The following is a 15,424-nucleotide window of genomic DNA, read 5'->3' on the forward strand; positions in this document are numbered from 1 at the left end:
GGAACTTCCCCTTAAAGCCCCACCAACTGGGGCTTTAAGGGGAGTGCATTATTGACTATTACACAGTCAACTAACGTTTGCGACTGGCCTTAGCCTTGAGCGTAGCGGCTTTGCCCTTGCTGCCGGTCACGTCGATCACAAAGTTAGCGGTCATATCGGAGATCACCCGGGATTCGGCATTCAGCAAGATGGCGATACCGATTTTCAGCTTCTCCGAGTAAGCAACTGCCGCACGGAAACCTGCCACCCAGCCACCGTGATAGATAATGCGGTCATCCCCGATGGTGTAGAGACGCCAGCCGAGGCCATAACCGGCATGAGATAGGTAATCCCGCCAGATACGGTGGCGCATATGGCGCTGAGTGGACACTCGCTCGGTGGTCATATCCTCGATCATTGCGGGAGAAAGTACCTTGGGGTAGTAACCCATTTGTGCTTTCAACCACTGGGCCATATCTGAAATACTGGCGTTGACACCCGCTGCTGGGGCGGCGAAATAGTACTCTTTTTCCACTTTCACCGGACGCCAGCCACTGCCTGTTTGCACATGCGGCGCGGCGCGGTTGTCCGAGGCCATAAAGCTTTCCCAACCCACCGAGGCATTCTGCATTTTCAGCGGTACAAAGATTCGCGTCTTGAGTTGTTTGGCAAAGGTGGTACCTGTCGCCTCAAGAATCACATCTTCAATCAGGCTGAACAGCACATTCTGGTAGCCATAGCATTTTCCCGGAGTACAGCGTGGGTCAATATTGGCGAATTTCGGCAATATTTTGCTGAGCGGTTTATTGTCCTCCAGATAATCATCGTAGGCATTGGGCGTTAAGCCGGAGGAGTGACTGAGTAAATGCTCTACCTGCAGCTGGCGAGACAGGGACGGCGTCTTGAAGCTGAGATCCGGCACATAATTGACGACCTTGTCATCCCAATTAAAGCGCTCCTCATGCTCCAACAGAGTGGCCATACTGGCGGCAAAGGTCTTTGAGACCGAGGCCAGGCGAAAAACGGTATCCGAATCCACCTTACCTTTCTTTCCGCGTGTGCGCACACCGTAAGTGTCCATGGCCACCACCCGGTTGCCATCAACAATGACATAGGCACCACCGGGAATCGACTTACCAGCCATCATCTTGCGGAAGTATCGATCGAACTCCTTGGCCCTGGCGTCTATATCCATCGCCCGCACAGGTAGCGCCACAGCGCATAGGAGCAGTAGTGAAAGAATAGTACACGCCTTCCAGGCGCGTAGGTGGTAGACGATATTTGAAAGAATTGCAGGTCTCATAAGCAAATCGAGCCGCCAAAGCAATCCGGTACATGCAGATAAGACTAGCAGCCAACGGGCAAAAACTCTATTTAGGCGCCACGCAGGACTGACTGCTGAATTCTAGTCGCTTGCCATTAGTCCTGTGTGAATCCCCATGCCACCCGCATAGATCTGCGTATTGGCACTCATTAAAACGAAAAAACCGCCTTGCGGCGGTTTTTTCTGCATCGGGGCTAGCTTCGAGCTAGCCCAGCGAACTTGAGCTTACAGCTTCTCAGCGTTCTCGCTCAGGTAAGCCGCTACGCCTTCCGGAGAAGCGTTCATACCTTTGTCGCCTTCCTGCCAACCGGCCGGGCAAACTTCGCCATGCTCCTGGTGGAACGCCAGAGCATCAACCATACGCAGCATTTCGTCAACGTTGCGGCCCAACGGCAGATCGTTCACAACCTGGTGACGAACCAAACCTTCCTCATCGATCAGGAAAGAGCCACGGAAAGCGACGCCAGCGTCAGCTTCTACGTCGTACGCCTGGCAGATTTCGTGCTTAACATCGGCAACCAGAGTGTATTTTACTGGACCGATACCACCGTCGTTGACCGGGGTGTTACGCCATGCGTTGTGAGAGAACTGAGAGTCGATGGAAACACCGATTACCTCAACACCACGCTTTTCGAACTCGGCAAAGCGGTGGTCGAAAGCGATCAGCTCAGAGGGACATACGAAGGTGAAGTCCAGCGGATAGAAGAAAACTACTGCTTTCTTACCTTTAATCGCTTCTTTCAGGTTAAAGGTATCGACGATTTCGCCATTACCCAATACCGCTGCAGCGGTGAAGTCCGGAGCCGGCTTGCCTACCAGTACTGCCATGAAAACCTCCTCAATCCAATGATGGGTTGTTGATAAAGAGAGTGAAGTGTTCAATTTATACGCAACAGCTATAAATTGAATAGGAATTGATAGTGGGCCGCTATGATACACATCCACTTATTGCAGGCCCATAAATTTTTTTAATGAGCCTGATAGCGGAAAAGCTATGCGTGAACCAGGCCTCAAATTAGGAAAAAACAACCGATAATTCGCACAAAAAAGGAACATAGAGGTCGCTTTTTAATCTTTCTGGAATCTTATTGACACTCATTCTCAATTGCAATAGGATTCACATCAGTCTAGTATTGAACAGAAATCGAGCAGAGCCCACGACGATGTATGTATGTATCTGTAAAGGTATCACCGACCGCCAAATCAAAGAGGCTGTCTACGATGGCTCCACTTCTGTGAAGGCCCTAAGACGCCAGCTCGGGGTTTCTTCCCAGTGCGGTCGCTGTGCCGAGCAGACCAAGGAAATTATCAGTGAAACCCTGGGTACCGGAATGATTTCCTCGGCCACCAGCGGACTGTTTTACTCCGCCAGCTAAGCTCTCATTTTGGCCGCCGCGCACGAATAGATTGCCATGAATGGCGGCCAGTTATACTTAAAGCCCTACCCCTGCAGCTTTCCCTAGACTTCTGGCAATCACACTCGGTGCGCTAAGCTGGGTGCACATCAATGTGCTCAGCTTTGCCCATGAAGAAGCACCTCTTACACTTCTATGAACGGCTTCGCTCCAGCTTTTGGAGTGTGCCACTCGTGATGATTCTGTCGGCGTTGCTGCTCGCCTACCTGATGCGTCAGCTGGACGCCCTTTTAAGCGCACTGCCTGTATTTGAAACAGGCCATATCGCCACTCTCGACTGGCTGCATATGACCGACGTTAACAGCGCACGCGCCTTGCTCTCGGTAATTGCCGGTTCAACTATTACAGTTGCCGGTACTGTATTCTCAATTACTGTGGTGGCCCTAACCCTTGCCTCCAACCAATTTGGCCCTCACCTGGTAAGAAATTTTATCCGCGATCGCAGTACCCAGGGGTCCCTCGGGATCTTTCTCTCAACTTATGTCTATGCACTGGTCACAATGCGCGGTATTGAGGGTAGCACTGGGGAAATCACTACCTATGGCTTTGCTATCCAAGTTGCATTACTGCTCACTCTAATCAGCGTCGGCTACCTCGTTTATTTCATCCACAATGTGGCGCAATCCATCCAAGTGGATAACATCGCCCACCAGATCAACCTGGAATTCCACCAGGCAATAAACCGTGAATACCCAAGCTCAACAGAGCCCAAAAGCGGCGAGCACTTCGATACTGAGCGCCTGGCATTGGGGCCTGGGTGGATCCCCTTACCCACTCCCCGCGGGGGCTATATACAGATCATCGACCGGGAAAAAATGATTGCCATTGCGGAAAAATTTAATTGCTGTGTGCAGGTCCATTGTCACCCAGGCTCCTATGTGCATCACTGGGGACACATCGGCAGAATTTATCAGGGCGACAACCCTGAAAAGATAATTCCACCACTGCAGTCCGCCCTACAAATTGGCGCATTGCCCACTGCCGAGCAGGACATTGTTTTTTCAGTGCGCCAGTTATCACAGATTGCAGTACGTGCACTATCCCCCGGTATTAATGATCCTTTCACAGCCTATTCCTGTGTTGACCGCCTCATTGAGGGGCTGGGTACTGTGCTGCAAAGACCGGAACCTGCGAATTGTTTTACTGACTCCAGCGGAGCTTTACGCCTAATCAGCTGCAAATTGGAATTTGCTCAGCTGCTTGATGCTTCACTGGATGAAATCGTCTAACACGGCCGCGCCAATGGCGTTTTTATGCGCCACTTACTCAACGCATTGGAACATCTCGCCGAAGTTTGCCAAAGGGAAAAAGACAAGACTGCACTATTTAATTATCTGCAACGTCTGGCCAACGACAATAAAAACTTTATTAGGAGTGAAACCGATTCCACTGAAATTCAGCAAATAACATCTGCTATTCAAAAAAAGCTCGCCAGCTGACACTGCAACCTAAACAAGAATCATTTTCGTTGCTATTTTCGGCCAAATTCGTGTTAAAAACCGTGTTTTTTCTGCATTCCGCAGCTAACAACTTCTTCTTGACTTGCCGCAAATCGCAACGCAAACTCGGCCCGGATTGCAGCTATCACCCTAAAATAAATTGTGGGAAATCGGTCAGCTGCAGACATAAGTGACTAACACAATTTAGTGACTTTTTATTGCTACTTATTTCAAGTAACCAACAAATAGGAATTCTCTGAGGGTGTTATCTAGCTCGCAGGGCCACAGGAGCAAAAGCTATGAAAGGCGATCCCAAGGTTATCGAACATTTAAATAAAGTACTGGGCAATGAGCTGGTAGCTATCAACCAGTATTTTCTGCATGCGCGCATGTACGACAACTGGGGTTTAAAAGAGCTGGGCAAACAGGAATACCACGAATCCATCGATGAAATGAAACACGCCGATTGGCTGATCGAGCGTATCCTGTTCCTTGAGGGTATCCCCAATCTGCAGCACCTGGGCAAATTGATGATCGGTGAGAATACCGAGGAAATGCTCAAGTGCGACTTGAAGATTGAATCCAAAGCAATTCCCGATCTGCGCGAAGCTATCGCCTACTGTGAATCGGTACGCGATTACGGCAGCCGTGAATTACTGGAAAAAATTCTCGACTCCGAAGAAGAGCATGTCGACTGGCTGGAGACACAGCTCGAACTGATTGACAAAGTGGGCATTCAAAACTACCTGCAAACTCAAATGGAAACTGCAGCCGGCCACTCTGGCAAATAATTAGAACAACCTTAACAGGTATAAAAAAACCGCAGTTTCAACTGCGGTTTTTTTATTCTCAACCATGTACTGCCGCTTTCACCAGGCAGATACATCGAAGCAAAAACGAAAATTAACCTTCGCCTTCACTCTCCGCCGATGCCTCATCGATCAGGGTTTTCAGCTCACCATTTTCATACATTTCCATAATGATGTCGCAACCGCCGACCAACTCACCCTTCACCCAAAGCTGAGGGAAAGTCGGCCAATTGGCGTACTTGGGCAATTCAGTGCGAATATCTGGATTAGCCAGGATATCCACATAAGCAAAGCGCTTACCGCAGGCCATCATCGCCTGGGAGGCGCGCATGGAAAAGCCGCACTGGGGCGCGTTGGGGCTACCTTTCATGTAGAGCAGAATGTCGTTGTCAGCAATCTGCTGTTTGATGTTCTCCAGTGTATCCATAAGCGTGAGAAACCTCAGGTGGTGGAAGCAAATTTATTAACGTGTATCGCATCGGCACCCAGCCATTGCGCACGGTCGGCCATTGTACCTCAGCGCAGGGGGGAATAAGTACCCGCAGCAGTGCATAGCCAAAAAATGCGCACCACTCCCCAATGGCCCCATCCTTTACAAAGAGAAATCAAATAGATGGCCCACACGCCGTAAAGGCTGTGTTAGCATTAGCTGAACGATATAATTTGCAGATTAAAATACACCAAACAGAATTATCTGCGGAAATGGTTTCTATTAAACAAGCCCAACGATTAAATAAGGAGGCGTCTCAGTGCCCCCCCACACACTGATGCACAACTATGGCGAAAGGACCCTGACCCTGGTCCGCGGCGAGGGAAACTACGTGTGGGATGATCGCGGCCACCGCTACCTGGACGCTATTTCCGGTATCGCCGTCTGCGGTCTTGGCCACTGCCATCCCAAAGTCACCGAAGCCCTACAGGAGCAGGCCAACACCCTGCTGCATGTATCCAACCTGTACAACATTCCTCCCCAACAGCAGTTGGCCGACCGGCTCGTATTCCTATCGGGTATGGATAATGTATTTTTCTCCAACTCCGGTGCTGAGGCCAATGAGGCCGCTATCAAGCTAGCGCGTAAACTCGGTAATGAGCGCGGGCTGGTGACACCGCAAATTGTGGTTATGGAGGGCGCTTTCCATGGGCGAACACTCGCCACGCTTACGGCAACAGGCAATGAAAAGGCACAACAGGGCTTCGCCCCCTTACCCGAGGGTTTTTTGCGGGTGCCTTTCAACGATGTGCAAGCCATTGAAAACCTGGCAGAACAGCACAGCGATATCGTCGCCATACTGGTGGAACCAATACAAGGGGAAGGCGGTGTCCGCGTACCAGATACCGACTACCTAAAACAACTTCGTACACTCTGCGATCGGCACGACTGGCTGTTAATGTTGGATGAGATCCAGACCGGCAACGGTCGCAGCGGCAGAATGTTTGCCTACCAGCACACAGACATAGTGCCGGATGTATTAACCACCGCCAAAGGGCTCGGCAATGGTGTCCCTATCGGCGCCTGTCTCGCCCGCGGCAAGGCTGCCGGCCTTTTCACCGCTGGCAGCCACGGTTCGACCTTCGGCGGCAACCCTCTCGCTTGCCGTGCCGGTCTTGCCGTGCTGGAGACTCTTCAGGGCGAGTGGTTAATTGAGCGCGCAGATAAACTGGGCGAACAATTACTACACTCCCTACGCATGCGACTGGGCGATTGCCCAGGGGTAGTGGATATTCGCGGACAGGGTCTGATGATCGGTATTGAACTCAACCACTCTTGCGCTGAGCTGGTCGAACGGGCTAGGGAGCAGGCGTTACTGATCAACGTCACCGCCGGCAATGTGGTGCGGCTACTGCCTCCACTCATCCTTACTGACGAGGAGTGCCAGCAACTGGCCGTCGATGTCAGCACTCTGATTCAACAATTTATCCCTCAGGCAGTCTGAAGCACTCAAAGGAGAACAATTTATGGCGGCCAGGCATTTCCTCACCTTAATGGATCTCTCCGCAGAGGAGCTAAAACAAATTATCGAACGCGCTATCGAATTAAAAACCCTGCGCAACCAGGGCATTACTACCGACCTCTTTCGCGGCAAAGTGCTGGGAATGATTTTTGAAAAGTCTTCCACCCGCACCCGCGTCTCTTTTGAAGCTGGCATGGCGCAGATGGGTGGCAGCGCCCTGTTTCTGTCACCGCGCGACACTCAGCTGGGGCGCGGCGAGCCTATCGAAGACAGCGCTCGGGTGATCTCACGCATGGTCGACATAGTAATGATCCGCACCTTCGGCCATCAAAATGTGGAGCGCTTCGCAGCCCACTCACGGGTGCCCGTAATCAATGCTTTATCTGACAGTTACCACCCCTGCCAGTTACTCGCCGATATCCAGACTTTCGTCGAACACCGCGGCAGCCCCGCGGGCAAAGTGGTGGCCTGGGTGGGCGACGGCAACAATATGTGCCACTCCTATATCAATGCGGCGCGGCTTTGCGACTTTGAACTACGTATCTCTTGCCCCCAAGGATATGCTCCAGATGCCGATATTGTCGCTGCCGCCGGCGATCGGGTAAATGTTGTGCATAACCCTGTGGAGGCCGTGCGCGATGCCGACTGGGTCAGTACCGATGTTTGGGCTTCCATGGGCCAGGAGACAGAACAACAAGCCCGCAGCGAAGCCTTCGACAGCTACCAAGTGAATCACGAGCTGATGAGCCACGCCAACGAAGACGCAATTTTCATGCATTGTCTGCCAGCGCACCGCGGTGAGGAAGTCAGCGCCGAATTACTGGAGGACGAGCGTATTTCCAAGGTATGGGACGAGGCGGAAAATCGCCTACATGCACAGAAAGCACTCATGGAGTTTTTACAGGAGCACAGCCAGTAAGGTTTTTTATGCGTCGGTCGATGGCGTTATTTACAACCTGTCGACTGGCCCATCCTCCGCCCTACCACCCCTCCACCAACTGACATCCGTATAAAAAACGACCACGCACTTTTTCGTGGCATCAAAATACAGGTTCAGACGAAACAATACGTATGAACAAATAATAACCAGGCATGTTGCAACAAAAAAATCACGCCATAAAACTGATCATCTTAGTACCAACTTGCTCAAATTGCGCACATTCGCAAATGGTTATTGCCGTTGTTAATTTAGAACGCCCCGGCTATTAAAAAAAATTGTAAGAGCTTGTATTACCCTTCTCCCTTCACTGACAAATGCCATGCAGCCCAGCTGTGGCGGGACCTGCCGCGGAAGTGGCTACTGACTCAACACGCCTACCCACAATTTATCCACAAACAACCACAAAGTTATTCGGCTTGAACTGACCCGCCTACCGCATTATCTTGTAGCGCGCTCGAGGCATACCCCCTATATATTGGGGTAAGGGACCTTGAGCATCCCCAAATCTAGGGGCGAATCCCGGCACTCCGCCACACTTTTTGGCGGCCGGTGCCAGACGCTGCTTTTTTCAAAGCAGAATCAGAGGTAAGCGGGCGGAAAGGAATGATCCGCCACAGGCAGCAGCCGGCAAAGCTTAACTGAATGCCGGCCACCGAGCCGCCTGTTTCCAGTGCCTTCACGGTGTGGGAGGAATCACTGGCCAAGCGATGGACTCGCTCCGCACATGCCACGCAGTCCAGTGGCGCTGTTCTGGTGAACACACGCGGACAGACAACAATACAAACCTTTCGGAGATTTACATGCACACAGAGACAGGGCGCTCTCAAACCGTGCCTGCGGCAAAATCAGGCACAACCAGCGACCAGGCTACTGACGGCACCACTCTGGCCGCCACCGCACCGGGCCAGATCCGCGTCATCAAGCGCAATGGTACCGTTGTCCCCTACGACGATGGCAAAATTTCCGTTGCCGTTACCAAGGCCTTTCTCGCTGTTGAAGGCGGCACCGCCGCTGCGTCCAGCCGTGTACACGAGCAAGTCGAGGAGCTGGTTGGCCAGATCAGCGCCACCTTTAAGCGTCGCATGCCCTCTGGCGGCACTATCCATATCGAGGAAATTCAGGACCAGGTGGAACTGGCCCTGATGCGCGCCGGTGAACACAAGGTTGCCCGCGACTACGTACTCTACCGCGAAGAGCACGCACGCCTGCGTGCAGAAAAAGAAAAAAGTGCCAGTGAAACCGAGCAGGCCGTCGATGCGCACCCCAGCATCCGCGTTAAACTCGACGACGACAGCCTCGTTCCCCTGGATATGGAGCGCCTGCGCACTGTTGTCAGCGAAGCCTGTGAAGGTCTGAAAGACGTTAACGCCGAGGCCATCCTCAGCGAGGCTCTGAAGAACCTTTACGACGGCGTCTCCGAAAACGATATCAATACCGCCCTGGTAATTACTGCGCGTACTCTGGTTGAAAAAGAGCCAAATTACACTTACGCCACAGCCAGCCTGCTACTGGACAAGCTGCGCTCCGAAGCCCTGCGCTTCCTCGATATCGCCGAGCGCGCCACCCAGCATGAGATGGAAAAACTCTACGCTTCCACTCTGCCCGCTTACGTGAAGAAGGGTATCGAGCTGGACCTGCTGGACCCCGCCCTGGCCACCTTCGACCTGGAAAAACTCGGCGGAGCTTTAAAAGGCGAGCGCGATCACCAGTTTACCTACCTGGGCCTGCAGACCCTGTACGACCGCTACTTCCTGCACAGTGACGATATTCGTTTCGAGCTGCCGCAGATTTTCTTTATGCGCGTCGCCATGGGCCTCAGCATTAACGAAGAAAACAAGAACGAGCGCGCGGTAGAGTTCTACAACCTGTTGAGCTCTTTCGACTACATGAGCTCCACCCCGACCCTGTTCAACGCCGGCACCCTGCGCCCGCAGCTGTCCTCCTGCTACCTGACCACGGTACCGGACGACCTGCACGGCATTTACGGTGCTATCCGCGACAACGCCATGCTGTCCAAGTGGGCCGGCGGTCTCGGCAACGACTGGACGCCAGTGCGCTCCCTGGGTTCCTATATCAAAGGCACCAACGGCAAGTCACAAGGTGTTGTGCCCTTCCTGAAAGTGGCCAACGACACCGCAGTAGCCGTCAACCAGGGCGGTAAGCGCAAGGGCGCTGTTTGTGCCTACCTGGAAACCTGGCACCTGGATATCGAGGAATTCCTCGAACTGCGCAAGAATACCGGTGACGACCGCCGCCGCACCCACGATATGAACACCGCAAACTGGGTCCCCGACCTGTTTATGAAGCGCGTGTTCGAAGACAAAGAGTGGACCCTCTTCTCCCCGGCCGATTGCCCGGACCTGCACGACCTGTTCGGCACCGCCTTTGAAGAGCGCTACAACCACTACGAGCAACTGGCTGCCGAAGGCAAGCTGCGTCTGTTCAAGAAAATCCGCGCGCTCGACCTGTGGCGCAAGATGCTGGGCATGCTGTTCGAAACCGGCCACCCCTGGATCACCTTTAAAGACAGCTGCAACCTGCGCAGCCCGCAACAGCACGCCGGTGTGGTACACAGCTCCAACCTGTGCACCGAGATCACGCTCAACACCAAGGCCGACGACGAAATCGCCGTATGTAACCTGGGCTCCGTCAACCTGGCTCAACATATTGGTGACAACGGTGAACTCGACCGCACCAAGCTGGCCAATACCGTAAAAACCGCGGTACGTATGCTCGATAACGTGATCGACATTAACTACTACGCGGTTGAAAGTGCACGTCAGTCCAACATGCGTCACCGCCCTGTGGGCATGGGCCTGATGGGCTTCCAGGACGCGCTGTACAAAGCCGGCATCGCCTACGCCAGCGATGAAGCCGTAGCCTTCGCCGACAACACCATGGAAGCGATTAGCTTCGAAGCCATCTCCGCTTCCAGCGACCTGGCTGCTGAGCGCGGCAAGTACCAGACCTACGAAGGCTCCCTGTGGAGCAAGGGTGTTCTGCCACTGGATTCCATCCAGATCCTGGCTGAGCAGCGCGGCCAGCAATTTATCGATCAGGACACCAGCTCCACTCTGGACTGGGACGGCCTGCGCGAAAAAGTAAAAGCCCAAGGTATGCGTAACTCCAACGTGATGGCGATCGCCCCTACCGCGACCATTGCCAATATCACCGGGGTTTCCCAGTCGATCGAACCGACTTATCAAAACCTGTATGTGAAATCGAACCTGTCCGGCGAATTCACCGTAGTAAACCCCTACCTGGTACACGATCTGAAAGATCGCGGCCTGTGGGATCAGGTCATGGTTAACGACCTGAAATACTACGAGGGTTCCGTGCAGAAAATCGATCGCGTACCAGAAGACCTGAAAGCGAAATACCGCACCGCGTTTGAAGTGGAACCGCGTTGGATTGTGGACGCCGCCAGCCGTCGCCAGAAGTGGATCGACCAGGCTCAGTCCCTGAATCTGTATATTGCCGGCGCTGATGGCAAGAAGCTGGACCTGACCTATCGCATGGCTTGGTTCCGCGGCTTGAAAACCACTTACTACCTGCGTGCCCTGGCTGCCACTACCACAGAGAAATCCACTGTAAACAGCGGCACCCTGAACGCGGTAAGCGCACACGGCAGCAGCAATGGTGCCGCCGCAGCAGCGCCTGTAGAACAGGCTGCACCCGCACCGGCGGCAGTGCCGCAGGCTTGCTCTCTGGACGATCCAGACTGCGAAGCCTGTCAGTAAAAATTTGGCCCCTACTGGGGCCTGTACTCACTCTCGGGGGAGAGCGTCGTAACCGCAAGTGCGGGCATGACCATGCGCAACGACCCCGGCCCACCCGGCTGCAAAAACCGGGAAGAATTTTCGGGCCGGGGATCGTCTGCGTTTTTTCCCAACTGCGTTTTCAGTAACCCGCACAAAGGTGCGGCGTATGAAAACCACGAAAAAACTTTGCCACAAACCTCACAGCCGTGCGGCAAAAACCCAAAAATAATTTTTGGCTAAAAGCAAAGTGATAATTGATCTGGCACAAAAATTTTGTGCCCCGCTGGGGTAAAAATACCTGCAGCGATTGACCACTGCCGGAAAATTCCGGAATAGCACCCCTGGCCTCGCTCTGCGAATGTAGCGCCAGGAAGAACACAGAAATTAATATCGAATTTTCGATAACGAGACCGATTAAAAGGGCCGACTATGCTGAGCTGGGACGATTTCGAGACAAAGCCCCAACAACCCGAAAAAGCCGTTAAGGCGCAGACCGCAGCGGAGCCCCAGGCGAAATCCGTACAAGAGCCCAGCGCTTCTTACTCTGCGGAAACTCCAGCGAGCTCCACCACAAAAAATGGCTCCGCCGCTGTTGAGGCTGCACGTGCAGCCGTTGCCAGCCTGGACCCGGCGCCCGGCCTGGAAGAACTGGAAATGGGTGCGGCCCGTATCCAGGTGGATGAAAAGCGTATTATCAATTGCCGTGCCGACCTCAACCAGCTGGTCCCCTTTAAATACGACTGGGCCTGGCAAAAATACCTGGACGGCTGCGCCAACCACTGGATGCCCCAGGAAATCAACATGAACAAAGACGTGTCCATGTGGAAAGACCCCAACGGTCTGACCGAGGACGAGCGTCGTATCGTGGAATACTCCCTGGGTTATTTCTCCACTGCGGACTCCCTGGTTGCTAATAATCTGGTACTGGCTATCTACCGTCATATCACCAACCCAGAGTGCCGCCAGTACCTGCTGCGCCAGTCTTTCGAAGAAGCGATCCACACCCACGCCTACCAGTACTGTGTAGAATCCCTGGGCATGGACGAAGGCGAAGTCTTCAATATGTACCGCGAAGTGCCCGCCGTTGCCAAAAAGGCGGCTTGGAGCCTGTCCCACACCCAGGCCATCGGTGATCCCAACTTCAAAACCGGCACCGTTGAATCCGACCAGGAGCTGCTGCGCAACCTGATCGCCTTCTATGCCGTCACCGAAGGTATCTTCTTCTACTGTGGTTTCAGCCAGATTCTGTCTATGGGTCGCCGCAACAAAATGACCGGTGTTGCCGAGCAGTTCCAGTACATCCTGCGCGACGAGTCTATGCACCTGAACTTCGGCATCGACGTGATCAACCAGATCAAGCTGGAAAACCCACACCTGTGGACGGCGGAATTCCAGCAGGAAGTGACCCAGATGATTCTCGAAGGTATGGAACTCGAAGTGGCCTACGCCCGCGACACCATGCCCCGCGGCGTACTCGGCATGAATGCAAATATGATGGAGGAATACCTCCAGTTTATCGCCAACCGCCGCCTCAGCCAGCTGGGCCTGAAAGAGCAGTTCCCAGGCGCACAGAACCCATTCCCGTGGATGTCTGAGATTATGGACCTGCGCAAAGAGAAAAACTTCTTTGAAACCCGCGTTATCGAATATCAGACCGGCGGCGCGCTGCAGTGGTAAGAGAGGCTTCCGGCCAGTGAATTACTACAAAAGGAAAAAGTAGTCGCTCACAGGAAGAGAAGTATTGAAAACGGGCTTTCAGCCCGTTTTTTTTTATCTAAATCCTGAATAGTTTAAAACAAAAGCATAAAAAGGCTTTTCTTACCTCTCCACCCCCTGACTTAACATTTATTGCAATACACCTTGCCCCCTCGGAGTCTATTTCAAGTGGAACCTGCCAAGTCCCCGCAACAAATAACTCATAAACTTTTTTGCAGAGCGAGGCCCCACTCCCGCTCTCATCAAGCAGCTTCTTCCAGCGCCTTGCTAACCGTCACCCAGCCAGCAAGGCCCCAAAGAACAATTCCCTAACGTGTTAAACCCGTTCCAGTGGATTTCTGAGATTATGGACCTGCCTGAGATTATGGATCTGCGCAAAGAGAAAAACTTTTTTGAAACCCGCATTATCGAATATCAGACCGACGGTGCATTGTGGTGGTAAGCCGCTGCGAGTCACAGCATTAACTGACTCCAATTACAGTATCCGGTGACTTTGAGAATGTTTCTTATTTACTGAGCTGGGCGTAACGAAATACATATAGAGAAGATTATAGATACCAATAATGAGGTTTCGCTCATGTGGAACCTCCCCCAACAGGCTGTAGAAATGGAGTTACTAAAAAATAGTCGTTCACAGGAAGTGATGTATTGAAGCGGGCATAATGCCCGCTTCAATACAAAATAGGAGGTACATTGAAATATCTATGTAAACTCCTAGGGACGAGGTAACTTATAGCTTCCTGGCTGACACAGAGTTTTAAACACCCTCCAGACTTCATCATGCCACTTTCACTCTAAAGCCTGAACTTGTAACTCGGTGAGTATCATCCCCTCTTTAGCCAACTTGGCCTTAAGCGCTTTTAATCACAATTTAAAGTTGACCAGGATATGCCATTAACAGATGCTTAGAACACCATTGGGAGATACAAATACACCACATTTACGTAGTTCATTAGATCCCCAAACTTTTCCACGGGCAGGCTCTTGCAGGGTATAGGTCAATAGGACCATCTTCGATGGCAGTATCAACTCGATTTGTGGTTAGGTACCCGCCAATCTTTCTCAAAAAAAACACCCTCGCCGCCGCTTAAAACAGCTTCTTTGTACCGATAGAAGGTGTCTCGATACATCACACATCTTACAAGTTTTGGTGATTTTGCCGAGATCTTCTGCCAGCTTGAGCATTCCATTCTTGTGTTTGATGATGCGATCCTTAGTATGGATCAAGGGATTTATCCTTGGTTTTTCTTTTCGGTTTAGGCTCCCTCATCAAAACCCGTAACCTCCTATTTTTTTATAGTGGATGTGCTCGGTTTGATCTGAATCAATCCAGCCCAGTCATTATAAAAACATTGACCATCAAATATTGCATACAGATTTTTCCGAACACCCACCTATACAAAACAATCGTGAGAAAAACTATTAAAAAAACTAGAAAAATCCAAAACGATCACACCAATCGCAACAAAAACCATCAAGCAAGCCCCAAAGAAATTGGGGCAGCTTACTCCAACCATCACTTAAAGGTAAAAGATTAATTCATAAAATTACTTCACCATTTTTTCGACTAACTTTACCAAATACTCCCACCTTTCAATTATTATAATCTCCAAAAACAATCAAAATAGAATTCTCACCATAAAACCAGGAGAACATTGTAGCTTTCTTTTTACTTCTAAAATAATCCCTACCTATAGAATCCATATACTCTATAGCTTTTTTTAGCTTTTTAGAATTTTGAAACTCAACTTCATAGGCCCCAAACTCAGTAAAAAAACCATTTTCATAATTTAGAGATATCACCCTCCCCCTATACTCATTACTGCCATCAAATGCATTAACTCCAAATTCTTGACCAAGAAAATCCTCCACCTTACTTGGGGCTATATCGGCCATATCAACTTTATCAACCTTAAGCCCCTTAAAACCTAAATTATTTTCAAATTGAGAGATACCCAGGTTATAAATATCAAGCATAGAAGCAGAATTATCACTCCTTATTGACTTAGAGCTTCCAACCACAGGAAGTAAAAGTAAAATCAAAATAAATATAGCTTGAAGCTTCATTAACCCCTCCAAATAATGATCG

General features: G+C 51.4%; 14 protein-coding genes. 9 read left to right on the plus strand and 5 right to left on the minus strand.

Annotated features, from left to right (window positions below; translation table 11 throughout):
• Positions 1-70: 70 nt before the first annotated feature.
• Entirely contained in the window at positions 71-1,282 is a 1,212-nt protein-coding gene (locus ACJJIJ_RS12410) for a serine hydrolase domain-containing protein (RefSeq protein WP_252082855.1), read from the minus strand.
• A gap of 246 nt (positions 1,283-1,528) precedes the next feature.
• Positions 1,529-2,131 carry a peroxiredoxin gene (locus ACJJIJ_RS12415; RefSeq protein WP_252082857.1) on the minus strand — a complete coding sequence of 201 codons (603 nt, stop codon included), beginning with the start codon at positions 2,129-2,131 and terminating at the stop codon, positions 1,529-1,531.
• Positions 2,132-2,436: 305 nt separating this feature from the next.
• On the opposite strand from ACJJIJ_RS12415, the gene ACJJIJ_RS12420 reads away from it, so the two are divergent.
• The 4 genes from ACJJIJ_RS12420 to bfr all read left to right on the plus strand — a co-directional run bounded on the left by ACJJIJ_RS12420 (position 2,437) and on the right by bfr (position 4,948).
• Positions 2,437-2,679, plus strand: a complete 243-nt coding sequence (locus tag ACJJIJ_RS12420; RefSeq protein ID WP_435583619.1) for a bacterioferritin-associated ferredoxin — start codon at positions 2,437-2,439, stop codon at positions 2,677-2,679.
• Between the two features lie 149 nt (positions 2,680-2,828).
• Positions 2,829-3,947: a DUF2254 domain-containing protein gene (locus tag ACJJIJ_RS12425; protein WP_444937534.1), complete on the plus strand. Its 1,119-nt coding sequence runs from the start codon at positions 2,829-2,831 to the stop codon at positions 3,945-3,947.
• Positions 3,948-3,971: 24 nt separating this feature from the next.
• Complete coding sequence (locus ACJJIJ_RS12430) at positions 3,972-4,157, plus strand: hypothetical protein (protein ID WP_444937535.1); 186 nt, start codon at positions 3,972-3,974, stop codon at positions 4,155-4,157.
• A 299-nt stretch (positions 4,158-4,456) separates the two neighbouring features.
• Positions 4,457-4,948 carry a bacterioferritin gene (gene bfr / locus ACJJIJ_RS12435; RefSeq protein WP_252082861.1) on the plus strand — a complete coding sequence of 164 codons (492 nt, stop codon included), beginning with the start codon at positions 4,457-4,459 and terminating at the stop codon, positions 4,946-4,948.
• Positions 4,949-5,060: 112 nt separating this feature from the next.
• Here bfr and grxD read toward each other — a convergent pair whose 3' ends face one another.
• Positions 5,061-5,393 (minus strand): Grx4 family monothiol glutaredoxin, encoded by a 333-nt coding sequence (gene grxD / locus ACJJIJ_RS12440; RefSeq protein ID WP_444937536.1) that lies wholly within the window; start codon positions 5,391-5,393, stop codon positions 5,061-5,063.
• Positions 5,394-5,715: 322 nt separating this feature from the next.
• Here grxD and ACJJIJ_RS12445 point away from each other — a divergent pair, with 322 nt between their 5' ends.
• Both ACJJIJ_RS12445 and argF read left to right on the plus strand, forming a co-directional pair.
• On the plus strand, positions 5,716-6,900 hold the full coding sequence (locus ACJJIJ_RS12445) for an acetylornithine transaminase (RefSeq protein ID WP_444937537.1): 1,185 nt from the start codon (positions 5,716-5,718) through the stop codon (positions 6,898-6,900).
• 22 nt (positions 6,901-6,922) lie between these two features.
• Positions 6,923-7,837, plus strand: a complete 915-nt coding sequence (argF, locus tag ACJJIJ_RS12450; RefSeq protein ID WP_444937538.1) for an ornithine carbamoyltransferase — start codon at positions 6,923-6,925, stop codon at positions 7,835-7,837.
• A gap of 527 nt (positions 7,838-8,364) precedes the next feature.
• On the opposite strand, the gene ACJJIJ_RS12455 is transcribed toward argF, so the two are convergent.
• Positions 8,365-8,619 carry a hypothetical protein gene (locus ACJJIJ_RS12455; RefSeq protein ID WP_444884105.1) on the minus strand — a complete coding sequence of 85 codons (255 nt, stop codon included), beginning with the start codon at positions 8,617-8,619 and terminating at the stop codon, positions 8,365-8,367.
• Between the two features lie 39 nt (positions 8,620-8,658).
• On the opposite strand from ACJJIJ_RS12455, the gene ACJJIJ_RS12460 reads away from it, so the two are divergent.
• From ACJJIJ_RS12460 to ACJJIJ_RS12470, 3 genes are all read left to right on the plus strand, one after another.
• Entirely contained in the window at positions 8,659-11,598 is a 2,940-nt protein-coding gene (locus tag ACJJIJ_RS12460; protein WP_444937539.1) for a ribonucleoside-diphosphate reductase subunit alpha, read from the plus strand.
• A gap of 450 nt (positions 11,599-12,048) precedes the next feature.
• Positions 12,049-13,296 carry a ribonucleotide-diphosphate reductase subunit beta gene (locus ACJJIJ_RS12465; RefSeq protein WP_252082869.1) on the plus strand — a complete coding sequence of 416 codons (1,248 nt, stop codon included), beginning with the start codon at positions 12,049-12,051 and terminating at the stop codon, positions 13,294-13,296.
• Between the two features lie 352 nt (positions 13,297-13,648).
• Positions 13,649-13,777 (plus strand): hypothetical protein, encoded by a 129-nt coding sequence (locus ACJJIJ_RS12470; protein WP_286036972.1) that lies wholly within the window; start codon positions 13,649-13,651, stop codon positions 13,775-13,777.
• A gap of 1,151 nt (positions 13,778-14,928) precedes the next feature.
• On the opposite strand, the gene ACJJIJ_RS12475 is transcribed toward ACJJIJ_RS12470, so the two are convergent.
• Positions 14,929-15,402: a hypothetical protein gene (locus ACJJIJ_RS12475; protein WP_252082870.1), complete on the minus strand. Its 474-nt coding sequence runs from the start codon at positions 15,400-15,402 to the stop codon at positions 14,929-14,931.
• Positions 15,403-15,424 lie beyond the last annotated feature (22 nt).

Source organism: Microbulbifer mixtoriginis (SeqCode), from assembly GCF_052467945.1.